Source organism: Streptomyces sp. NBC_00597, assembly GCF_041431095.1.
Taxonomy (GTDB): Bacteria; Actinomycetota; Actinomycetes; order Streptomycetales; family Streptomycetaceae; genus Streptomyces.
In genome coordinates this window covers 3,787,771-3,808,780 of sequence record NZ_CP107757.1, presented here as the reverse complement: position 1 = coordinate 3,808,780, position 21,010 = coordinate 3,787,771, and the positions used below count along the sequence as shown (strand labels likewise).

At 69.4% G+C, this 21,010-nt stretch carries 20 protein-coding genes; 12 read left to right on the top strand and 8 right to left on the bottom strand.

The features are described from left to right. Nucleotides 1–38: 38 nt before the first annotated feature. From OG974_RS16940 to OG974_RS16915, 6 genes are all read left to right on the top strand, one after another. On the top strand, nucleotides 39–1,622 hold the full coding sequence (locus OG974_RS16940; protein WP_371643622.1) for a beta-N-acetylhexosaminidase: 1,584 nt from the start codon (nucleotides 39–41) through the stop codon (nucleotides 1,620–1,622). A gap of 122 nt (nucleotides 1,623–1,744) precedes the next feature. Continuing rightward, the gene (locus tag OG974_RS16935; protein ID WP_371643620.1) at nucleotides 1,745–2,059 is read left to right on the top strand and encodes a hypothetical protein; all 315 of its coding nucleotides are present in this window, start codon (nucleotides 1,745–1,747) and stop codon (nucleotides 2,057–2,059) included. Nucleotides 2,060–2,197: 138 nt separating this feature from the next. Beyond that, nucleotides 2,198–4,405: a DUF6571 family protein gene (locus tag OG974_RS16930; protein ID WP_328762832.1), complete on the top strand. Its 2,208-nt coding sequence runs from the start codon at nucleotides 2,198–2,200 to the stop codon at nucleotides 4,403–4,405. Continuing rightward, entirely contained in the window at nucleotides 4,405–4,995 is a 591-nt protein-coding gene (locus OG974_RS16925; RefSeq protein ID WP_328762829.1) for a hypothetical protein, read from the top strand. Before OG974_RS16930 ends, OG974_RS16925 begins: the two co-directional genes overlap by 1 nt. A 41-nt stretch (nucleotides 4,996–5,036) precedes the next feature. After that, nucleotides 5,037–6,002, top strand: coding sequence for a hypothetical protein (locus OG974_RS16920; RefSeq protein ID WP_327283540.1), 966 nt, complete (start codon nucleotides 5,037–5,039; stop codon nucleotides 6,000–6,002). Between the two features lie 223 nt (nucleotides 6,003–6,225). Further along, a complete protein-coding gene (locus OG974_RS16915; protein WP_327283539.1) occupies nucleotides 6,226–6,789 on the top strand; it encodes a GNAT family N-acetyltransferase in 564 nt (187 codons plus the stop codon). Between the two features lie 6 nt (nucleotides 6,790–6,795). On the opposite strand, the gene OG974_RS16910 is transcribed toward OG974_RS16915, so the two are convergent. Both OG974_RS16910 and OG974_RS16905 read right to left on the bottom strand, forming a co-directional pair. Beyond that, nucleotides 6,796–6,993: a DUF397 domain-containing protein gene (locus OG974_RS16910; RefSeq protein WP_327283538.1), complete on the bottom strand. Its 198-nt coding sequence runs from the start codon at nucleotides 6,991–6,993 to the stop codon at nucleotides 6,796–6,798. A gap of 25 nt (nucleotides 6,994–7,018) precedes the next feature. Then, entirely contained in the window at nucleotides 7,019–7,870 is an 852-nt protein-coding gene (locus tag OG974_RS16905; protein ID WP_327283537.1) for a helix-turn-helix transcriptional regulator, read from the bottom strand. A gap of 233 nt (nucleotides 7,871–8,103) precedes the next feature. Here OG974_RS16905 and OG974_RS16900 point away from each other — a divergent pair, with 233 nt between their 5' ends. The 4 genes from OG974_RS16900 to OG974_RS16885 are packed head-to-tail and all read left to right on the top strand — an operon-like array spanning nucleotide 8,104 to nucleotide 9,406. Continuing rightward, on the top strand, nucleotides 8,104–8,229 hold the full coding sequence (locus OG974_RS16900; protein ID WP_327283536.1) for a hypothetical protein: 126 nt from the start codon (nucleotides 8,104–8,106) through the stop codon (nucleotides 8,227–8,229). Then, nucleotides 8,226–8,627, top strand: a complete 402-nt coding sequence (locus OG974_RS16895; protein ID WP_327283535.1) for an ATP-binding protein — start codon at nucleotides 8,226–8,228, stop codon at nucleotides 8,625–8,627. Before OG974_RS16900 ends, OG974_RS16895 begins: the two co-directional genes overlap by 4 nt. Next, nucleotides 8,624–8,827 (top strand): hypothetical protein, encoded by a 204-nt coding sequence (locus OG974_RS16890; protein WP_327283534.1) that lies wholly within the window; start codon nucleotides 8,624–8,626, stop codon nucleotides 8,825–8,827. The genes OG974_RS16895 and OG974_RS16890 overlap by 4 nt, the downstream gene beginning before the upstream one ends. Before the next feature lie 57 nt (nucleotides 8,828–8,884). Then, nucleotides 8,885–9,406 (top strand): hypothetical protein, encoded by a 522-nt coding sequence (locus OG974_RS16885; RefSeq protein WP_371643616.1) that lies wholly within the window; start codon nucleotides 8,885–8,887, stop codon nucleotides 9,404–9,406. A 54-nt stretch (nucleotides 9,407–9,460) separates the two neighbouring features. Here OG974_RS16885 and OG974_RS16880 read toward each other — a convergent pair whose 3' ends face one another. The 6 genes from OG974_RS16880 to OG974_RS16855 form a co-directional block, all read right to left on the bottom strand. Then, on the bottom strand, nucleotides 9,461–11,242 hold the full coding sequence (locus OG974_RS16880; protein WP_371643614.1) for an IucA/IucC family siderophore biosynthesis protein: 1,782 nt from the start codon (nucleotides 11,240–11,242) through the stop codon (nucleotides 9,461–9,463). After that, nucleotides 11,239–11,826: a GNAT family N-acetyltransferase gene (locus OG974_RS16875; protein ID WP_327283531.1), complete on the bottom strand. Its 588-nt coding sequence runs from the start codon at nucleotides 11,824–11,826 to the stop codon at nucleotides 11,239–11,241. Before OG974_RS16875 ends, OG974_RS16880 begins: the two co-directional genes overlap by 4 nt. Further along, on the bottom strand, nucleotides 11,823–13,142 hold the full coding sequence (locus OG974_RS16870; protein WP_328762819.1) for a SidA/IucD/PvdA family monooxygenase: 1,320 nt from the start codon (nucleotides 13,140–13,142) through the stop codon (nucleotides 11,823–11,825). The genes OG974_RS16875 and OG974_RS16870 overlap by 4 nt, the downstream gene beginning before the upstream one ends. Continuing rightward, complete coding sequence (locus OG974_RS16865) at nucleotides 13,126–14,616, bottom strand: aspartate aminotransferase family protein (RefSeq protein ID WP_327283529.1); 1,491 nt, start codon at nucleotides 14,614–14,616, stop codon at nucleotides 13,126–13,128. The genes OG974_RS16870 and OG974_RS16865 overlap by 17 nt, the downstream gene beginning before the upstream one ends. A gap of 169 nt (nucleotides 14,617–14,785) precedes the next feature. Further along, nucleotides 14,786–15,730, bottom strand: coding sequence for a siderophore-interacting protein (locus tag OG974_RS16860; RefSeq protein ID WP_327283528.1), 945 nt, complete (start codon nucleotides 15,728–15,730; stop codon nucleotides 14,786–14,788). Nucleotides 15,731–15,782: 52 nt separating this feature from the next. Further along, complete coding sequence (locus OG974_RS16855; RefSeq protein WP_371643611.1) at nucleotides 15,783–16,826, bottom strand: ABC transporter substrate-binding protein; 1,044 nt, start codon at nucleotides 16,824–16,826, stop codon at nucleotides 15,783–15,785. A 224-nt stretch (nucleotides 16,827–17,050) separates the two neighbouring features. On the opposite strand from OG974_RS16855, the gene OG974_RS16850 reads away from it, so the two are divergent. Continuing rightward, nucleotides 17,051–18,889, top strand: coding sequence for a dynamin family protein (locus OG974_RS16850; protein WP_327283526.1), 1,839 nt, complete (start codon nucleotides 17,051–17,053; stop codon nucleotides 18,887–18,889). Then, complete coding sequence (locus OG974_RS16845) at nucleotides 18,889–20,964, top strand: dynamin family protein (RefSeq protein WP_327283525.1); 2,076 nt, start codon at nucleotides 18,889–18,891, stop codon at nucleotides 20,962–20,964. Before OG974_RS16850 ends, OG974_RS16845 begins: the two co-directional genes overlap by 1 nt. Nucleotides 20,965–21,010 lie beyond the last annotated feature (46 nt).

Sequence of the window (21,010 nt, the reverse complement as noted above, 5' to 3'; positions counted from 1 at the left end):
CACCGGCCCCGGGAGGCCAGTTGGCCTATACCTGCCCTATGAGAGTCCTGCGACGCACGCTCGCCGCCCTCCTCGCCCTCGGCGCGGTCGCCTCCTGCGCCGCGTCCCGCGGCGCCGACGCCAGACCCGGCGACGCGCGCCCCGCCCTCCTCGCCCCCTACGCACAGCTGCTCCCGGCGCCCGCCTCCGCGCGCGCCGGGGGCCCCGGGTACGCCCTCGGCGCGGGTACGGTCATCCGCACCGGTCCGACCGGCGACGAGGAGGTCCGTCGGGTCGGCGAGCTCCTCGCGCAGCAGCTCAGGGGCCCGAGCCGGCTCCCGCTGCCGGTGGTCGACGGGGCCGGTGGCGACGGGATCCGGCTCCGGCTGGACGAGGGGGCCGAGGGCACCGGCGCCGAGGGGTACCGGCTGGAGTCCGGCCCGGACGGGGTCACGCTGACCGCCCGCACCCCCGCGGGTCTGTTCCACGCGGGGCAGACGCTGCGCCAGCTGCTGCCGGTGGCCGGTCCGGGCACGGTGCCCGGGGGCGAGATCACCGACGCGCCCCGCTTCGCGTACCGGGGGGCGATGCTCGACATCGCCCGCCACCACTTCACGGCGGAGCAGGTGAAGCTGTACGTCGACCAACTCGCCCAGTACAAGGTCAACACGCTGCACCTGCACCTGACCGACGACCAGGGCTGGCGGATCGCGATCGACTCCTGGCCCCGGCTGGCGGAGTACGGGGGCGCCAGCGAGGTCGGCGGCGGGCCGGGCGGGTACTGGGCGAAGGACCAGTACCGGGACCTGGTGGCCTACGCCGGCGAGCGGTACGTCGACGTGGTCCCGGAGATCGACATGCCGGGGCACGTGAACGCGGCCCTGGCCTCGTACGCGGAACTGAACTGCGACGGCAAGGCGCCCGCCCGCTACACCGGGATCAAGGTCGGCTTCAGCTCGCTGTGCGTCGGCCAGGAGCGGACGTACGAGTTCATCGACGACGTGCTCGGCGAGCTGGCCGAACTGACGCCGGGCCGCTACCTGCACATCGGCGGCGACGAGGCGCACTCCACGCCGGCGGCGGACTACGCGGCGTTCATGGACCGCGCCCAGCAGATCGTCGAGCGCCACGGCAAGACGGTGGTGGCCTGGCACCAGCTGGCGACGGCCGGGCCGGCGCCGGGGGCCGTGCTCCAGTACTGGGGCCACGACAAGACCGCGGCCACCGAGAAGGCGGCCGTGGCCGCGGCGGCCAAGACGGGCCACCCGCTGATCCTCTCGCCCGCGGACCGGCTGTACCTGGACATGAAGTACGACCTGGCGACGAAGCCCGGACTGGCGTGGGCCGGCCTCGTCCCGGTGCGCAGGGCTTACGACTGGGACCCAGGAACGTACCTGGCCGCGTCCGGAGTCCCGGAATCCGCAGTACTCGGCGTCGAGGCCCCGCTGTGGACGGAGACCATCGCGACCCGCACCGACCTGGAGTACATGGCCTTCCCCCGGCTCCTGGGCCTCGCGGAACTGGGCTGGAGCCCGGGCCCGCGGAACTGGACGGAGTACCGGCAGCGCGTGGCGGCCCAGGGGCCGAGGCTGGACGCCCAGGGCATCACGTACTACCGGGCCCCGGACGTGCCGTGGGGGTAGGGCCATGCCGGAGGGTGCCCTGTATGGGATCCGTATGAATTGATCATTTCCCCGGTCGCCGGGGAGCCGCTTGGGTAGCGTGCCGACGCCGGGTGTTCGAATCACTGAGGTGGGGGCCTCGCGTGTCGTTCGACGAGGAGTGGCAGCAGCACAAGGACGAAGTGTCGATGCGGTTGAACGGCTTACCCGCATACGACCCCGGTGGGACCGGCGAGTACGGCGGCGGCCCGGGCACGGCCGACTACATCGTCCACGCCGACGACCTCGGCCGGATCGGCCATGACGCGTTCCTCCTCTTCAACGGGATGGACGGTGCGGGCAAGCACGCCCAGGCCGGCAGCGAGGCCGCGGCGACGGCGCTCAAGGGTGGCGGTTTCGACACCGGCAATGCCCTGGCCGAGCTGAACAGGTGTGGGACACGCAGGTCACCACGCTGAAGCAGGCATGCGCCCACATCTCGAACCATCTCGAGTACAGCGCCAAGACGAACCAGGCGACAGACCAGTGGATCGAGACCAGTCTCAAGTCCCTGAGTGCGTCCAAGATCAACGATCTGTTCAAGTAAGGGAGCCGCAGTGCCGTCGTTCGAACAGCTCCTGAACATCAGCCTGGGGCCCCTCGAGACCGCAGTCACCGACTGGACGCAGATGATCACGCGCCTCGAACAGTTGCGTACCGAGGCGGGAGCGATGAAGACCCGCGCGGACGGAGCAGTGTGGCGGGGCGAGAACGCCTCTGTCACGCAGCCGTTCATAGCCAAAACGGCCAAGGAGTTCGGCGACGCCGTCACGGAGGCGGAGAGCGTCCGCGATCTCCTCAAGGACGCGGGCGAGAAGATCAAGGCCGCCAAAGCCGACCTCAAGGCCGTCTATGAGGCACCACCGGCCGGGATCACCATCTACCCGAACGGAGTCCTGAGCCATCGTGTCCACCCCGACCGGCGCAGCAAGGACAGCACCGAACCGGTAGCCACCCAGGCCGACTTCGACGCCCTGCGGCAGCGGCTCGAAGGCATCCTCAACCGGGCGGCCGAGGCGGACGAACTCTGCTCCTGGGGCTTGCGCAGCCTGGTCAAGGACCACCCCAATGACTTCGGCAGCACCGACTACAACTCGATCCAGGACGCGAAGAACGCCCGCCAGGCGGAGAAGGACGTCCAGGACCGCAAGGACGCCGACGAGGCCGCCAAGCTCTTCAGTCGCGTGGACTACCTGGACGACAAAGAGCGGGCCCGCCTGATCGAGCTCACAGAGCGGGGCAAGAACTCGCCGGCGTTCAGTGCCGAGCTGCTCACCCACTTGGACTTCCAGGGTCGCAAGGACCAGGACGCGCTGCTCCTGCTGGCCGCGAACCTGGAGGGCGGTGGCCGAGACGGCCAGATATCCGGCTCGGAGACCCGGCTGCTCAACGCGCTGTCCGGGAACCTCGCCACCGCCACCGCCCCCGGCTCGCCCCTCTGCCCGGTCATGGGCCCGGTCGTCGGGTCCCACACGCCTTGGACCGACCGCCTCCTGGAACTCGCCCGCAAGGGCAACGACCTGCCCAGGCAGGTCCCCGGCTCGCTCCCAGGCGGGCAGCAGGGCTACTCGGCCCTCACCAAGATGATCGGCGCGGGCGACGCAAAGTACGACGGCGGCTTCCTCACCTCGGTGGGCAACTCGATCCGAGACTGGGAGACCCACACCAAGCACCCCTACGAGGGCATGGACAAGAACTGGGTCGGCTCCCAGGAAGACCCCGTGGGCGGCCTGATGAAGGCCTTCAGTCGCAACCCCGAAGCCTCCACCGCCTACTTCGACCCGGCGAAGAGCGACAACCTCGACTACTTCCTCAAGGACCGTGACTGGCCGGGAGCGAGCGTCGAGTCCAAGATGCCCGACGACCTGGTGAAGACCTCGGCTCGGTCACAGTTCGGCGCGGCGCTGGAGGCGGCGAGTACCGGGAGGGAGCCGAATTCGCCCCTTCACGGGGTCCCCGCCCGGCATGACGGGGCCGAGTCCGCCATCTTCGACAGGACCATCGAGTACTACGGAGAGCAGACCAAGGGGGTGCAGAGCAACATGCCCGCCCCGTTGCGGCACTCCATGGGCAACATGATCGGCGACTACGCCTCCGACGTGCACCAGATCCTCGGCAAGAACCTGGAGGCTCCCACCGAATTCAGCCACCTCCCCCTCTCCCTCACCAGAGAAGATCTGACCCGGGTCATCCGTGCCACCTCCGACGACCCGCAGGCATTCGCCACCATCCGCAATGCCGAGTTGGAGGTGATCAACCAGAAGATGCACGACTTCCCGGCGGAGGCCTTCCGGCACGGCGACGACAAATCGGAACTGCGCTCCTGGGTCAGGGAGTCCTCGTCCGTTCTCGGCTATCTCGACGGCGTGCGGGGAGATGTCCTCTACGACCTGGGGCAGGCGGAGAAGGACGTCAACGCCTGGAACAGAATGACGGCTTACCACGGCATCGGCGCGCTCTTCACCAACATGCCGATGGTTGGAGACATGATCCAGCGAGGCGTTGACATCGGCACGACCATGCACATGAACGAACTGAACGCCGCGGTGGACGAGGCGACCCGAAAGAACATGGCCGACCACTTCTCCAGCGGTACCCGCGACATGGACACGATCCTGGAGTCAGCAGCCAAACAGAGGGGACTGACTCCGGCGGAGATGGACAGGAGCACCGGCGAGTTCGAAGGTCAGCTCCAGCCTTTGGCGGAGCAGTGGTACGCAAGCGGCATCAAGGGTGCGAACGGATACATGGGGGAGCGCTACTGATGAGCGGGCTGAAACTGCGGGACAAGCGGCTGGTCCTGCCGGTCGTGCTGGTGGCCGCCGTGGCGACGACCGTGCTGTGGTCGGTGCTCCGCACGGATCCGGCGAGTCAGCGCATGTGCTGGAGCTTGCTGTCCAAGAACTCGGCGGCGCAGCTCCGCACCGACGGCGGAAGTGGGCTGCACGCGGAAGAGATGAGCGCGCTGCCCGCGGCGGAGGGCCAACTCGCCCACGACGGGCCCATCTGTTTGGTGTCACCGGAGGAGAACTCCGGCGTGCTGCTCTTCGGGCTCGGCATCCGTACCGCCCTGTCGGACGAGCCGGCCCCGCGTGACGCCGCCCCGATCGGGGGCGGGCTCACCGGCTGGGTCGGGCCGCAATGGTCGTGGGTGCGGCTGCCGGAGAAGTGCTCGTTCCCGATGGGTGGCGGGGGTGCCGGCGTGCTCCTGGAACTGAAGATCGACCCGGCCGCAGGTCCGCAGCGGGCTGAGGCGGCCCGTACGGCTCTCCTGGAGTCCGCCAGGAACCTGACCCGCACGTACCGTTGCACGGATTCGTCCTTCGACCACCTGCCGGAAGGCACTAGGACGTGATCAACGGGACGAGCCGGAGGAGTGGAGGCCTTATTGCCGCGTTGGCTCTGACCGTGCTGGTGGCCGGGGCCGTCGCGTTCGCCCTCACGCGCGGCGAGAAGGGTGCAGCACCGCAGACCAGCTTCTGCTGGGAGTCCCTCGCCAAGGACGACGTGGCTCTTTTGAGCCCGAAGTCATACAAGCGGTACGAGTCGAAGGAGGACGACCTGAAGGAGCGGCCGTCGGCCGGCTGCCTCGTGTACGGCGACGACACGAAGTACCCCGAGTTCCAGCTCAAGGTCCAAGGCGTCGACGAGGGCATGGGAGTGTGGCCGACAGCGGACGAAGCCGCAGCCGAGTCCCTCGTCCGCGCCCCGATCGACGGGGTGCCCGGCTGGGTCAACAGGTCCTACGCAGGCGTCCTCCTCCCGGCCTCCTGTTCGCGGGGTATGGGTTTCAAGAGATGGCCGTACCTTCAGATCCACCCTGTGGGTGACCAAGAGAAGGTGTGGAAGGACGGGCTGGTCCAGAAGCGCATGATTGACGTCCTGATGAAGTCCGCAGCTCACCTCACCACGCGACTCGGATGCGCCGAAATCCCCTTCGGCTCACCCGGCGAGTCTCCGAAGCTCCTCACTGCCCGCCCAATCGACCGGGCGAAGGCATGCGGCCTGCCGGGCTTCGACCCCTTCACCTCCGACGACTTCAGCATCGAGGAGTACGTGACACAGGGAGACCTGCGACTCTGGTCGTGCGCCATCAGCGCCAAGGGGGAGAAGGGGCTGCGGAATCTCACCGCCACCCAGGACCCCACCCTGATCGCCGTCTCCCGGAGGGCAGCTGACGCCGGTGGCGGCAACCAGGCCCTGCTCACCTGTGCAGGCAAGCCCACCCTCCTCCAGCTGAACACCCCGTTCACCGACTCCGCGAAGAACAGTGCAGCGGCCAAGGCCCTGCGCCCTGACGCGGAGATCTTCACCGCATTCCGGGACGCGGTATCACGTCAGGCGCACTGCTCACCGGGCTGACGGCGGGCCCGGCCGGGGCCCGTGCCGTCCGCTCCCGCCACGGTGCCGACTCCGGCTCCGGCCTCGGGCGGAGGAGTGGCGCGGAACCGCCGTCGATGGTGCAGGAAGTACCACTGCCCGGAACCCACCGGCACGGCTCAGTAGGGCTGCGAAGGAGATCGCCTGCCTCGCTGTCCTTCGTGGATAAGATCCGGGAGTTTCAGCGGACGTGAGAGGGGACCACATGCCGCAGCAAGGGATCATCGCGATAGAGCGCATGGACGGGGCGGCCGCGGTGCGGGCCGGGGAGGCGTTCAGGCTGATCTACGCCGAAGCGTTCGCCGAGCCTCCGTACGGCGAGACCGAGGAGGACGTCGCTGCCGCCTTCCGCCGCTTCCCCGTTCAGGCCCGCAAGCACGGCTTCCGCGCGGTCCTGGCCCGCGCGGAGGGTGACGGCGAGCCGATCGGCATGGCGTACGGCTTCCCGCTCGGGCCGGACACGGTGTGGTGGGACGAACTCACCGAGCCCGTGCCCGAAGCCATGCGGCGCGAGGACGGGCGGCGCACCTTCGGGCTCATGGAACTCGCCGTGCGGGGCCCGTGGCGCGGGCAAGGTGTCGCGCGGCGTCTGCACACGGCACTGCTGCTCGACGCCGTCGGAGCGGAGCGGGTGATGTTGAACGTCAACCAGGCGAGCGGGGAGGCGTCGGCCGCGTATCGGGCATGGGGATACCGCAAGATCGGCGAGGCGCGGCCGTTGGTCGACGGCGCGGAGCTTCGTGACGTGATGCTGCTCGATCTGCGCTGACGGCCGTCAGGCCGTCCTCTTGAGCCCGCCGACGAAGTCGGCCCAGGCGGGGGCCGCGCAGCGGAAGCCGGGGCGGGTGGTGTCCTTGCTGTCCCGGACCGCGCGCCCGCCGTCGGCCGTCGTCGCCACCTCGACGCAGTCGCCGCCGGAGCCGCTGTAGCTGCTCTTGTGCCAAGTGGCGCCGTGGGGAAGGGGGGTTTGCATGAGTGTTGTCCTCTCCAACGTGCAGCTACAGTGCCCCGCGCACGCTGGCGATCAGTTCCAGGCTGTCTTCGGGGCTCAGTGCGATGCTTCGGAGCGAATCGAAGATCAGCGTATATTCTGCCGTCTCCTCAGGGGTCTCCATGAACAGCGTTCCTGTTCGGTGTTCGACGCATACGACGTCGGAGAAGTCCCGATGGGGGAAGCCGAAGAGGACGAACGAACCGAACAGTCCGGCGTGCGCACCGGCTCGGTCGGGGATCACTTGCAGTTCGATGAGGGGATGCTGCGCCATCTTGGCCAGGTGATCGAGCTGCTGGGCCATGGTTGAGCGGCCTCCCACGGCAATGCGCAGCGCGGCTTCGCCTTGGATGACGGAGAGACGTGGCGGCTTGGACTGCTGGAGGACGCTCTGCCGCTCCAGACGTGCGGTGACCAGTGCGTCGACTTCGTCGCTACTCAGTCCTGCCTGGGCTGCGTTGATCACGGCACGTGCGTAATCGCCGGTCTGCAGCAAACCTGCGATCAGGTTCGATTGGAACGACCGGATGTAGTCGGACGTCTCCTCGTACCCGATGAAGTCGGAGTAGGACGGTCGGGCCAGGCTCGCACGCTGCACCCAGCCGGGGGCTCGTCCTCGCCGGGCGAGCGTGACCATCTCGTCGATCTGCGTGTCGTTTGTGATGCCGTAGAACGTCAGTAGGTCCCGCAATTCGCCGAGTGAGATCCCAAGTCGAGCGTTCTCGATGCGGTTGATCTTTGTCCTGTGGCAGCCGATGCGCTCGGCAGCCTCCTCGGACGTCCTGCCGGCTTCTTCCCGGAACTTGACCAGGAGCGCTGCGAGCCGACGGCGTCGAACAGTTGGCCTGCTCTCGGACATTGGATTCTCCCCAACTGGACTGGTGCCATTAGAGGTTACCCGTCACAAAAGATCATGGAACGAGTTCCAAAGAGTCACTTGCGAATTGCGTGTGAGCGGAGGAGTCTGGACTTGCATCACTCACCGTGCTGACTTGAAACGGTGAGTGATGGTCGGAGGTCTACAGCAGAAGACCCCCGCGACTGCGCGAACAGTCCGGGGGCATGGCCAACGCTTACTCAAGGAGCGTCAACGTGCTGCATTTTATCGGGCTGGTGCCACCGCTACGGCAGTGGTGGCGAAGGCAAGTGCTCGTCCTCGCGACGTACGGGATCGATCTCGGCCCCCGGGTCATCCACGGGCGGGCGGTGGCCCGGTGAACGAACCGGAAGAAGTGGTGCGGCGGTGGCGGCGGGAGGCCGGGTGTGTGCCGCTCGCGCGGGCCGAACTACGCAAGGCCCTGGCCGACTGGGGGCTCTCCGAGCTGGAGGGTGACGCCCTCCTCGTCGCCTCCGAGCTCGTGACCAACGCCGTCCGGCACGCCACCGCTCCCCGCGACCGGGAGATCGAGACCCGGTACGTCCGGCTCGGCAACGGCGTACGCGTCGAGGTGCACGACACCAGTCCCGTACGGCCCGTGGTCGGGGAACCGGACCAGGACGACGACGGCGGGCGCGGGCTCTGCCTGGTGGCGGTCGTCGCCGATCGGTGGGCCGTCGGGGCGCGGGTCGGCCCCGGGAAGCGGGTGTGGGCCGAGCTGTCCGTGAAGGCGCCGTGACGGCCTGGCTGCTGACCCCCGACCGGACCGGGAGCGAGGCGATTTACGAGGTCGAGTGCACGTCCTGCCTCGCCGGCTCCGGGCCGGCCGATGACGACGACGGCCCGGCCGTATGGGCCCTGCGGCATGCGTGGCAGACCGGGCACACCGGGTTTCGGCGGATCGTCACCGACTTCCAGCGGGCCCTGACTGCGGACTGAGAAGCGGACGCGACTTACCCGGTGACGTGGATCTTTTCCTGTGCCAGGCTGCGTCGCATGGGGTGGACATTCAAACTGCACGGCGGTTTCGCGGCCGTGCTGGGCAGCGTGTTGCTGGTACTGACGGCACTCACCTGGCTGCCTGGAACCTTGCCGTTGACCGGGGCCAAGTGGCCGTTGGCGGTGATCGTCGTGCTGCTCTTCCCGATCTTCGTTTCGGCTCTGGTGCGTGCGCTCTTGGCGCGCCCACACCGGGACTCGCTGTGGCCGGCCTTCCGGTGTCTTCCTCGAAAGGTCCAGCTGGGACTTGGGGCCCTGGTCGTGTCGGGTTTCGCGATGATGGTCTTCAGTTCGACAGGTGACGGGCACCTGCAGTCAGCGGAGGTGAAGGAAGGCCGGTACTTCGCCATGGACAGCACGCCGCAGGCGCACCGCACGGTCGAGGTCACCCGCAGCCAGTACCAGGTCGTTCTGGAGAGCGATCAGCGCATGATGTTCGGCATCCCCGGTTTGCTCTTCGTCGGCGCCGCATGTGTCGTTGTGGTGGCCGGAGAGCTCCGTCGAGCAGATCGTGACTGAGTAGGGACGGGCGGGTGGTCGAGGGACCGTATCGGCCACCCGCCAGTCCCCCGGTCACCGTCGGGCGAAGGCCGCGACGGGGTTCTTGAGGGTGCCGATCAGCTGGAGCGCCGCCGACGGGTCGGCCAGGTCGACCATCTGCTTGTTGTTGCGCAGCTGGAGGCGGTTCAGGCAGGACAGCTGGAACTCGGGAGTGAAGAGGTCGTAGCGGGCGAAGCGGTCCGCGAGGGCCGGGACCGAGTCCTGGTAGTCGTGGGCGCAGTCGGCCACCGCCTGCCAGAACATTTCCTCGGTGCAGATGCCTTCCGTGACCAGGATCGAGTTCAGGAAGCGGAAGAAGCAGTCGAAGACGTCGGTGAAGATCGACAGCAGCTTCATGTCCTCCGGGATGTCGGCCTTGATGCGCTCGACCGCCGGAGGGAGGACCGCGTCCGGGTCCATGATGACGATCTCCTCGGCGATGTCCTTGAAGATCGCCCGCTTCACGACGCCGTCCTCGATGACGAGGATCGTGTTCTCTCCGTGCGGCATGTACGCCAGGTCGTACTGGTAGAAGCAGTGCAGCAGCGGCACCAGGTAGGCCCGCAGGTAGTGGTGCAGCCACTCGGCCGGGGCCAGCCCCGACTCCTCGATGAGCGCGCCGACGAAGGACCGGCCCTCGGCGTCCACGTGCAGCAGCGAGGCCATCGTCGCGAGGCGCTCGCCCTCCCGGAGCGACTCCACCGGGGACTCGCGCCACAGGGCGGCCAGCATCTTGCGGTACGGGGAGTAGCGGTCGGTGGCGCGCTCGTACTGGCGGTGGTGGTAGCCGATGGCCGCCCGCTCGCGGATGATCGAGAAGTCCACCGACCGCAGGACCTCGTCGCCCTGGATCAGCTGGTGCAGCCAGTCGTTGATCGCCGGGGTGGCCTCCATGTACGCGGCCGACAGCCCGCGCATGAAGCCCATGTTGAGCACCGAGATCGCCGTTTTGACGTAGTGCTTCGCGGGGGCGGTCGTGTTGAAGAACGTGCGGATCGACTGCTGCGCGAGGTACGCGTCGGAGCCCTCGCCCAGCAGGACCAGGCGGCGGTTGGCGATCTCCGCGGCGAAGGTGACCGTGGTCTTGTTCCACCACTGCCAGGGGTGGACCGGCAGCAGGTGGTAGTCCGCCGGGTCCAGGTCCAGGGCCTCCAGCTGCGCCGAGAACGCCGCGATCGCCTCCTCGCCCAGCTCGGCGCGCATGAACGCGTCGTGGTCCAGTCCCGCGCCCGCCGTGAAGGTGGAGACGTCCTTGCGGGCCGCCGCCCACACCAGGTGGACGGGGCTCGCCGTCTCCGGGGCGTACGAGAGGTACTCGTGCACGCCGAAGCCCAGCCGGCCGTTGTTGGCCACGAAGCAGGGGTGGCCCTCGGTCATGCCCGTCTCGATGTCCTGGAACGAGGACTTCGCCAGGACCGCCGACGGGACCTGCGGCTTCGTGTACTTGAAGCCCGATCCCGCCAGGGTGGAGGAGATCTCCTCCAGGTAGACCGGCAGGACCTCCGCGCTCAGGCCCAGGGCTTCGCGCATCTCGATGTGGAAGTCGATGGCGTCCAGCGGCAGCTCGCCGCCGTCCTTGAGGCGGGTGACCGAGGCCTCGTCCACCGCCCAGTGGTCCAGGGCGTGGCGGGCGGCCGTGAAGCGGTACTCGACCGAGCCGTCGTCGCTCGCCACCGAGTACGCCGAGTCGCCCAGCGGCCTCGGGGTCAGCAGGCGCTCGTGCGAGAACTCGGCCAGGGCCTTGCGGACGAGCGCGCGGTTCGCCCGGGCCCACAGCTCGGGCGAGAGGTGCGAGATCGCATCGGTGAGGCTCATATGGAGGCTCCCGTCGAGCCGGTGGCCGCCTCGAACTGCGCACGGGTGCAGAAGCTCAGCAGGGCCGTCTTCTCGGGCTTGCGGACCGGGCCGTCGGCGACGAAGCCGACCGCCTCGTTCAGGGCGTGCACCGCCGTGTTCTCCACGTCCGGCTCCACCACGACCCGCTCGGTCTTCGGGTCGGCGAACAGCGCGGCCATCACCGTGGTGATCACGGCACGGGTGAACCCGTGCAGCGGCCGTTCGCTCGGCGCGACGAGGAAGTGCATGCCGACGTCGCCGGGCTGCGCCTCGTACAGGCCGACCAGCTCCAGCTCGGCCGGGTCGTACTTCTCCATCAGGAAGGCCGGGCGGCCCTCGTGGAGACCGATGAAGGCTTCGTGGTGCTCGGCCGCGGCGATCTTCATGTACTCGCGCTCGACGTCCGGCAGCGAGGCGTCCTGCATCATCCAGAAGGAGGCCTTGGGGTGCGTGACCCAGCCGTGGAGCAGCTCCGCGTCGGCGAACGGGTCCAGCGGGCGGATCGCGAAGGTGCCGAGGACGGTGTCGCTGCGCGTGTAGAGGATTTCGGTGGTGGTGCTCATGCGTGCATGCCTTCCGGGGCCGCGAACTGCTGGAACGCGATGGACTTCTCGACCTTGTAGTACTCGCGGCCGAGGAGCTCGCCGACGATGTACGCGTTGCGGTACGCGGCCATGCCCAGGTCGGGCGAGGTGATGGAGTGGTTGTGCACCGTGCCGTTCTGGAGGAACACCCCGCGGCCGGTCACGTCGATGCTGTAGTTGCGGGCCGCGTCGGGGCGGCCGTGGCCGTCGAAGGCGAGGCGGTCGCGCACCGGGTTCAGGAACTCCGGCAGCGTGTACTTGTACCCCGTCGCGAGGACCAGGCCCTCGGTGGAGAGCGAGAAGTCCCGCTCCTGCTCCTCCTGGCGCAGCCCCAGGGTGTAGGCGCCCGTGGTGGTGTCGTACGCCGCCGAGTTCAGCGAGGTGTTGGTCAGCAGGGTGGTCGGGACCGGGCCCGGCGAGCTGACCTTCTTCTGGTACAGCAGGTCGAAGATGGCGTTGATGAGCTCGCCGTCGATGCCCTTGAAGAGGTTCTTCTGCTGGTTCTCCAGCCGGTACCGGGTCTCCTCGGGGAGGGCGTGGAAGTAGTCCACATACTCCGGGGAGGTCATCTCCAGCGTCAGCTTCGTGTACTCCAGCGGGAAGAACCGCGGGGAGCGCGTCACCCAGTTGAGCTGGTAGCCGTACACGTCGATCTCGGACAGCAGGTCGTAGTAGATCTCCGCCGCGCTCTGGCCGGAGCCGATGAGCGTGATCGACTTCTTCTGCTGGAGCTCCGCCTTGTTCTGCACGTAGGCGGAGTTGTGCGTGAAGTCGCCGCCCAGTGCGGCGCAGGCCTGCGGGACGAACGGCGGGGTTCCGGTGCCCAGGACCAGCCGGCGGGCCAGGTGGGTCTCGCCACGGTCGGTGTGGACCTCGTACAGCTCGGCCCGCTCGTCGTACGTGACCTCCGTGACGGAGGTGGAGTACTGGACGTTGTCGAGGCGGTCGGCGGCCCAGCGGCAGTAGTCGTTGTACTCGGTCCGCAGCGGGTAGAAGTTCTCCCGGATGTAGAAGGAGTACAGCCGGTCGTTGTCCTTCAGGTAGTTCAGGAAGGAGAAGGGCGAGGTCGGGTCGGCCAGGGTGACCAGGTCCGACATGAACGGCGTCTGTAGGTGCGCGCCGTCCAGGAACATCCCGGCGTGCCATTCGAAGTGCGGCTTCGACTCGATGAAGAGGCCGTCCAGTTCGCCGATCGGTGCGGTCAGGCAGGCGAGTCCCAGGTTGAAGGGACCGAGGCCGATACCGATGAAATCGTGGGTCCGACGGGGATCACGGGGCTCACGAGACGACTGCAAGGGATTCTCCCAGGTACTGCTCGGCGTGGGACGCGAGGAGGTCGAGGACGGCCGTGATGTCGGCCGTCGTGGTCTGCGGGTTGAGGAGGGTGAACTTCAGGTACTGGTCGCCGTCCACCTTGGTGCCGGCGACGACGGCCTCGCCGGACGCGAACAGCGCCTTGCGGGCGTGCAGGTTGGCCTCGTCGACGAGGTCCTTGCGGACGTCGACGCCCTCGGGGCGGGGTACGTAGCGGAAGACCAGGGTGGAGATCTGCGGGCGGACGACGACCTCGAAGCGCGGATCGGCGTCGATGATGTCCCAGCCCGCGGCGGCCAGTTCGATGACCTCGTCGAAGAGGGAGCCGAGGCCGTCGGCGCCCATGGTGCGCAGGGTCATCCAGAGCTTGAGCGCGTCGAAGCGGCGCGTGGTCTGGATGGACTTGTCGACCTGGTTCGGGATCCGCTCCTCGGCCATCCGGCGCGGGTTGAGGTAGTCCGCGTGGTACGTGGCGTGCTTGAGCGTGTCGCGGTCGCGGACCAGCACGGCGCTGGAACTGACCGGCTGGAAGAACGACTTGTGGTAGTCGACGGTGACGGAGTCGGCGTGCTCGATGCCGGCGAGGAGGTGCCGGCGGGTCGGTGAGACCAGCAGTCCGCAGCCGTAGGCGGCGTCCACGTGCATCCAGGCGGAGTGCTCGGCGGCCAGCCGGGAGATCTCGGGGAGCGGGTCGATGGACCCGAAGTCGGTGGTGCCGGCGGTGGCGACGACGGCCATCGGGAAGAGGCCCTCGCGGACGCAGCTCTCCAGCTCCAGGGCGAGCACGGAGGTGTCCATGCGGCGGCCCCGGTCGACCGGGACCGCTATGACGGCCTCGTAGCCGAGCCCGAGCATGGCGGCCGACTTCTTGACGCTGAAGTGGCTGGCCTCGGAGGTGAAGATGCGCAGCCGGGGCAGGACCTCGGACTTCGCGAGCGGCCGCTGACTGCCCTGCATGACCTTGCGGCAGGCCTCGTCACGGGCCAGCAGCAGTGCGTGGAAGTTGGACTGGCTGCCGCCAGAGGTGAAGATGCCGTCCGCGTCCGGGCCGAGGCCGATGCGCTGAGCGGTCCAGTCGATCAGGCGGCGCTCGATGAGCGTGCCGCCGATGGACTGGTCCCAGGTGTCCAGGGAGGAGTTGACGGCCGAGAGGACGGCCTCGCCGAGGACGGCGGGGATGACGACCGGGCAGTTGAGGTGGCCCAGGTAGCGCGGGTGGTGGAAGTACACCGCGTCGCGCAGGTAGACCTCTTCCAGCTCGTCGAGGACGGCTGCCGGGTCTTCGAGCGGCCGGTCCAGGTCGATCCCGTTGATGACCGGGGCGAGTTCGTCGACGGAGATCCCGGTGTGGGGGCGCTGCGTGGTCGCGAGTTTGGCGGCGACGCGCTCGACGCCTTCGGTGACGGAACGCCGGTAGAGGTCTGCGGTCGTCTCGTTCAGCAGATGCGAGCGCATCAACGTTCCTCCGGGCAGGTGGGGGCACCACCCAGCGGTGGCTGGGGGAGAGGGGGCGGGGAAGGTGTTGCTTAGGTTAGCCTAACCTAATCTTCATGCCAAATAGCGGTGGACCCCGGCCAAAAGCCGGGGCCCACCGCTGAAAAGGAGGATGTGGAAAGGGAGTTGACTACAGTGCGGACGTCGGGTCCTCGCTCGCCGCCTGGCCCGCGTACGCCTCGGCGAGGAGTTCCTCCTCGCTCGCGCCGAGCCGCCAGTAGCCGGTGAAGCGCACGGCCCGCCGGTCGATGGAACGTTCCTGCACGATGTGCCTGCGTACCGCCCGCACCGTTCCGGCCTCGCCCGCGAGCCAGGCGTACGGAGCCTCGGCGGCCGGGAGTTCGGCCGCCCGGAGTGCCTCCAGCACGCGCCCGGTGCGCTCCTTGCCCGCGCCGGCCTCCCGCACGATCCAGGTGATGTCCGCGGCGGCGGGCGTCGGTAGGACGAGCCGGTCGTCGGTGTGCGGGACCTCGAACCAGGCCGTGACCGGCATGCCGGCGGGGAGCCGCTCCAGGATCGCGGCCGCCGCCGGGAGCGCCGTCTCGTCCGCGTACATCAGCAGCGCGTCGGTGGCGGCCGGCGGCTGGAACCGCACGGACTTGTTCTCTGCGACGGCCGGCCCTATCGCCATGATCCGGCGGCCGGTCACGGCCCGCCCGGCCCACCGGGACGCGGGGGCCGTGACATCAGCCGCTGCCCCGGCGGGGTCCCCGTGCAGGACGAAGTCGACGTCGACCTCGTCCACGCCCCCGGGCGTACGGCGTTGCTCGCGCACGGTGTAGGAGCGCATCACCGGCCGGTCGGCGTCGGGCATCGCGCGCCAGGCGCCGAACCAGGTGTCCTCGTCGGTGGACGGGAGCACGGTGTGTTCCTCGTGCTCGGGCGGCAGGAAGAGCGAGAGGCTCTGGTCGTGGCCGCCCGAGCGGAAGCCCGCGAGGGACTCTCCGCCGAACGTGACCCGCAGGAACGAGTGCCCGAGCCGGCGGGTGCGGAGCACTTCGAACGCGAAGAACCGGAAGTGCGCGGCGGCCGGGACGGCGTCGGACGCCGGGGCTTCGGATGCGGTGGCGGTCATGCGGAGGGTCCCCCCTGGGAGTGGCGGCGGCGCCTGGTCCGGGCGCCGAGGGTCAGCTGACCTTCTTGGCGTTCTGGATGGACTTCGCGAGGTCCTCCAGGACCTTGGCGCACTTGTCGTACGAGTAGATCGGCTCGGTCACGCGCGGGGCGACCTGGCCGGCCTTGACGGCGGGCAGCTCGGCCCAGGTCGGCTTGGCCTTCAGCTCTTCCGGCTGCAGCGTGCCGGTGCGGTTGTCGAGCAGGACCAGGTCGGCCTTGTACTTGCCGGCGTTCTCCCAGCTCAGGCTCTCGAAGAAGCCGCCGGTGTCCAGCTTGTCCTTCTCCGGGGTGACGAACTCGACGCCGAGGGACTCGAAGTACTTCAGGTCGGCCGAGGTCTTCGGGGTGGAGACGTAGAACAGGTCGGCGGAGCCCGAGCCGACGAGCACCTTGATGCCCGGGTTGGCCTTGACCGCCTCGCGGACCTTCGTGGAGGCCGCGTCGAAGCGGGCCTTGGCGTCGGCGGACTGCTTGGTGTTCAGGTCGGCGCCCAGGGACTTGGCGAGGTCGGCCGTGCGCTCCAGCGCCTTGTCGAGGGAGGCGTCGCCGCCCACGCCGATCGCGGCGGCCGGGGCCAGCTTCAGGATCTTGTCCTTGGAAGCCTCCGGCACGAACCAGTAGCTGCCGTCCCAGGTGTTGGTGACCAGCAGGTCGGGCTGGAGGGCGGCGTACTTCTCGACGTTGAACTCGTCGTAGACGTTGCCGAGGATCTCGACCTTGGAGATGTCCATCGAGCCGGCCATCGTGTCGGGCTTGCCGTCGGCGGTCTTGGTCGGGCCGAAGACGCCCTTGACCTGGATGCCGTAGTCGTAGAGCGCGGCCGCGGTACCCGTGTAGGCCACGATGTTCTTCGGCTTGGCCTTGAGGCTGACGTCCTTGCGGAGGTCGTCCTTGAAGGACCAGGCGCCCGAGGCCGCAGCACCCTTGTCCTTGTCGTCCGCCCCGCCCTTCGAGTCGGATCCGCCGCACGCGGTGAGGGCCGCGACGAGGCCGAGGGCGCCGCCGGCGGCGATGAGACCGCGGCGGGACAGGTGGGAGGTACGGGACTTGGGCATGTCTATGTCCGCTTTCGTGCGTGCCGGGCGGCCACGGGGCCGTTCGGAGGGAAGGTTAGCCTAACCTTGGCTGGAATTGGTAAGGCGGCCCTAAGTTTCTTCGTGCGACCGCGGCCGGAGCCGCGCAGCCCCGGGTGAACTGGCTCCGAACCGGGGGCGCTCAGCGGCATCCGTTGGCATCATGGTCGCGCCGGGAGGTCCTGACGGGGTGGGGTGGCGGCGCTGTGGTCGGTACGGGGGAGCACGAGCGGGAGCTGCGCCAGGGCGCGCTCGCCGAACAGGTGGCCCTGCTCGCGGACCGGGCCGGAGCGGACTCCGCCGCCTCGCTGATCCGCCGCACGGCCCGTCGCGCCGTGTCCCCGCAGGCCCGGATCTGCATCATCGGCGGCAGCAACGTCGGTAAGTCCCGCCTCGTCAATGAGCTCATCGGCACGGCCTGCCTGCCGGTGTCCGTGCACCCGACGGAGGGACCGCCCGTCGTCGTACGCCCGTTCGTCGCGCAGCCCGCGGATTCCGCGGAGGCGGCCCGGGCCGCCGAGTCCGCCGGGTCCGGGTCCGGGTCCGGAGCCGGAGCCGGGGTCGGGGTTTCCGGCGAGGCGGGGCTGCGTACCGTACGCGTCGAGGTTCCCGCCGATTCCTGGCCGGCCCGCGCCGGAGTGGAACTCGTCGACACCCCCGGCTGGGAGGGCTGGTCCGGAGTGCGCCAGCCCGACACCGCCGCCCTCGCCAGGATCGTCGGCGACTGCGACGTGGTGGTCGTCGTCACCGAGGCGCGCCGCGCGATGCTCGCCACCGAACAGGCCCGGATCAAGGCGCTCGCCGCCGCTCCGCACAGCCCGCCGCTCGCCGTCGTCGTCACCAAGCTCGCCGAGGTCGAGGACGAGGCGGTCGACATCCTGCGACGCGTCAACCACCTCGTCGCGGTGCTGGCCCCCGAGGCGCTCGTCCTGCCCGGCCCGCGCCCCGTGCCCGGCCCGCGCCCCGTGCCCGGCCCGGTCCCCGAGACCGCTGCGGCGCCGGCGGCCGGGGAGCCCGACGGCCTCGACCCGCTCCGTGCGGCCCTGGGCCAGCTCGCCGGCATACGGCTGCGCCGCGCGCTGCGGACCATCCGCAGGCTGCACCTCCTCGCCGCCACCTGCGGCCTGGTGGATGAGGCCGCCGGGCGGGCGCTGGCCGACGCGCACCGGCCCGACCCCGTCCGGACCCGGGCCGCACAGATCTGGCACACGGCCCACGAGAGCGCCCGCTTCCACTGGATCGTGCTCAGCGCCGACGCCGGGGAGTGGCGCGCCTCGCTCGTCCAGACGATCGGCGTCGAGGCGCGCAGGCGACGGACGGCCGCGGCCCGCGAACTCGCCGCGCGCTTCTCCCGGATGCTGGAGACGCCCGAGGAGCAGCACTTCATCCGCCTCCACGCGATCCCGTACACCGCCGAGGCCCTCCAGCAGTTCGAATCGTGGATCACCGGCACCGTCGACCGGGCACTCGAAGACGACACCCGCCGGCTGCGCGACATCCTGCTCCGCAACCGGCCCGGCGAGGAACTGTTCCAGGGACTGGCCGCCCCCGGCGCCGGGCGGGTCGTACCGGCCGCGGCCCTGCCGGGGGTGGCCGACGCGGCCGCCGCCGCGGAGTCGCAGAACGCCACCGGCTGGGACGCCTCTTGGCTGCCGGAGTTCGTCGGGACCGCGATCGAGAGCGTGCTGACGCCCGTCTCCACCGAAGTCGTGGCGCAGATCGCGGGAGCGGCCGGCACGGCGCTGGTTTCGGAGGCACTCGAACACGGCCTGGCGGAGCGCCGCGAGCGCGCCATCGGCGACCTGGAACGGATCGTCGAGGCGGCGTTCACCGAGCAGGTGGCGCGGACCGAGGTGCGCATCGTCCAGGTGTACGACCGCCTGCTCAGCCAAGCCCGGGAGCGCGACGAGCAGTGGTGGCGGCTGCACACGACGGCCGTCGCCGCGCAGCCGGAGTCCCTCGACCACTGGCGTTCACTGCGGAGTACGGCGCGGTCGCTGGGCCGCTCCGTGCACGCCCTCCTCTCTCCCCTGGAAGGGGCCTGATGGCGCACGGCAACCGGCAGTTACCGGCCGGCCAGGAATCACCGGCCACGCAGTTCCGCGGCTGGAGCGACAACATCGGCACACTGCGCTCGTACTACCAGCGCCTGCAGCAGGTGGCCGGCGAGGCTGCGGCGGTCATCGCACCGCCGGGCGGTCCGGCCGGGCCGCTGGACCTCGGGATCAACGGGGCGGTCTTCGAACGCGAGACCTTCCGCATCATGGTGCTCGGCGAGTTCAGCAGCGGCAAGAGCACCCTGATCAACGCCCTGCTGGGCAAACGGCTACTGCCCACCAAGGCCAATCCGGCCACCGCCTTCACCACGGTCCTGCGGTGGGGCGAGACCGAGCGGGCCTGGTTGTACCGGGACGCCGACCGGCGGGGAGGCGAGACGGCCGTCACGACGGAGGAGTTCAAACGGGAGGTCTCCCTCCAGATCGACGCGTACGGCGCACCCCGCACCCCCTCGTTCGCGCTGGCCGTCGTCGAACAACCGCTGGAGCTGTTGCGCAGTTCCGTAGAGATCGTGGACTCGGCGGGGATCAACGAGAGCTCCGACCGCGAACTGGTGACCCTGCGGTACCTGGAGGAGGTGGACGCCGTCGTCTTCGTCACCGATGCCGGACGCCCGTTCACCCTCCACGAGACCGAGAACTACCTCACCCGCGTCCGCAAACTCGGACACCGCGACATCTTCTTCGTGGTGAACCAGTTCGACCGGATCGATGAGGAGGAGCGGGCGGAGGTGATGAGCCGCTGCCGCAACGCGGTCGCCGAGCTCAGCGGGGAACCGGGTGCCACCGCCACCGCCAACGTCTTCTTCATCAGCGCCCTCCAGGCCCTGCGGGCCCGGATCGACGGCGACGAGGAAGGCTTGAAGGCCTCGGGGATCGGACGGCTGGAGTCCGCCCTGGAGGTCTTCTGCATGCGCGACGCGGCCCGGGTGAAGTTCGTCCGGCTCGCCGAGTTCCTGCGCCACAACGCGGTCAACCTGCGCGTGCGGCTGCACGACGAGGGCGCCATCCTGATGAAGTCGACGGCGGAGCTGCGCGAGCTCCTCGACCGCAGCCAGTCCACCCAGGACCAACTGCGCACCAGCGCCGACGCGATCCGCGACATCGTCGGCGGCAAGATCGCCGACATCGAGAGCGAACTCCAGTTGAGGTTCGGCTCGTTCCTGAGCGACATCAGCCGCGAGATCGGCGGCTGGCACGTCACGTCCGGCCCGGGACGCCTGAGCCGGGCCGTCCGCTCCTTCACCAAGGGGGGCCGCGTCGCCGCCCAGCACGAGCTGCTGGACGCCTACACGGTCCAACTCCAGGAGCGCATGCAGGTCTTCTGCACCCAGAGCCTCGACCGGCTCATCGAACAGCGGCAGGCCGACCTGGTGCGCCAGCTCGAACCGCTGATCCGGGCACACGCGGACCTCCTGGACAAGCTCCGCACGGAACTCACCGGCACGCAGTCGGTCCGGGACCAGAACCACCTGCTCTACACGCTGGCCATCGCGGCGGGCAAGGGCAGCGGGCGCCCCGGAGGCCACCGCGGCGACGACGTGCCCCTGCTGTTCCGACCCAGCTCGCTCATGGCGATCGGCGCGGGCACCGGTGCGGTGGTCGTCGGCGGGACGGCCGCCGCCGCGGCGGCCGGGCTGATCAGCCTGGGCCTGGCCGTTCCGCCGGTCGGCGTGGCGGTGGCCATCGGCGCGGCCATCGGACCGCTGATGGCCTCGGGGGCGGTCCTCTTCGCCGACGGCAAGCTGCAGTCCCGCGCGGCGGAGGAGTTCTCCGCCCACGTGAAGGACTCGGCCGGTCAGACCGCCCAGCAGTACGCGGACAGTCGCGCCGCCGACCTGCGCGCCGTGTGGGGCGGGATCAGCGAAACGCTGCACATCCAGCTCCAGGACCTCATCGGCATCGTCCAGCGCAACATCGAGGAGTCCCGGATGGACGAGCAGGCCAAGGCGGGCATGCGGGACCAGCTCTACGTGTACGAGCAGCGGATCACCGATGTGGAGCAGCACATCGCGACGTTCCTGCAGCCCTTCGTCGCCGAAGCGGAGCGCGAGCAGGTGTGACCCGGACCGCGGGATCACGGGACCACGGGCCCCGGGACCGCCGGAC

Bases quoted from the DNA above. Each gene is read 5' to 3' on its own strand.
- OG974_RS16940 (WP_371643622.1), top strand. From the start codon at position 39: ATGAGAGTCCTGCGACGCACGCTCGCCGCCCTCCTCGCCCTCGGCGCG.
- OG974_RS16925 (WP_328762829.1), top strand. From the start codon at position 4,405: ATGAGCGGGCTGAAACTGCGGGACAAGCGGCTGGTCCTGCCGGTCGTG.
- OG974_RS16915 (WP_327283539.1), top strand. From the start codon at position 6,226: ATGCCGCAGCAAGGGATCATCGCGATAGAGCGCATGGACGGGGCGGCC.
- OG974_RS16910 (WP_327283538.1), bottom strand. From the start codon at position 6,993: ATGCAAACCCCCCTTCCCCACGGCGCCACTTGGCACAAGAGCAGCTAC.
- OG974_RS16905 (WP_327283537.1), bottom strand. From the start codon at position 7,870: ATGTCCGAGAGCAGGCCAACTGTTCGACGCCGTCGGCTCGCAGCGCTC.
- OG974_RS16885 (WP_371643616.1), top strand. From the start codon at position 8,885: ATGGGGTGGACATTCAAACTGCACGGCGGTTTCGCGGCCGTGCTGGGC.
- OG974_RS16880 (WP_371643614.1), bottom strand. From the start codon at position 11,242: ATGAGCCTCACCGATGCGATCTCGCACCTCTCGCCCGAGCTGTGGGCC.
- OG974_RS16875 (WP_327283531.1), bottom strand. From the start codon at position 11,826: ATGAGCACCACCACCGAAATCCTCTACACGCGCAGCGACACCGTCCTC.
- OG974_RS16865 (WP_327283529.1), bottom strand. From the start codon at position 14,616: ATGCGCTCGCATCTGCTGAACGAGACGACCGCAGACCTCTACCGGCGT.
- OG974_RS16860 (WP_327283528.1), bottom strand. From the start codon at position 15,730: ATGACCGCCACCGCATCCGAAGCCCCGGCGTCCGACGCCGTCCCGGCC.
- OG974_RS16855 (WP_371643611.1), bottom strand. From the start codon at position 16,826: ATGCCCAAGTCCCGTACCTCCCACCTGTCCCGCCGCGGTCTCATCGCC.
- OG974_RS16845 (WP_327283525.1), top strand. From the start codon at position 18,889: ATGGCGCACGGCAACCGGCAGTTACCGGCCGGCCAGGAATCACCGGCC.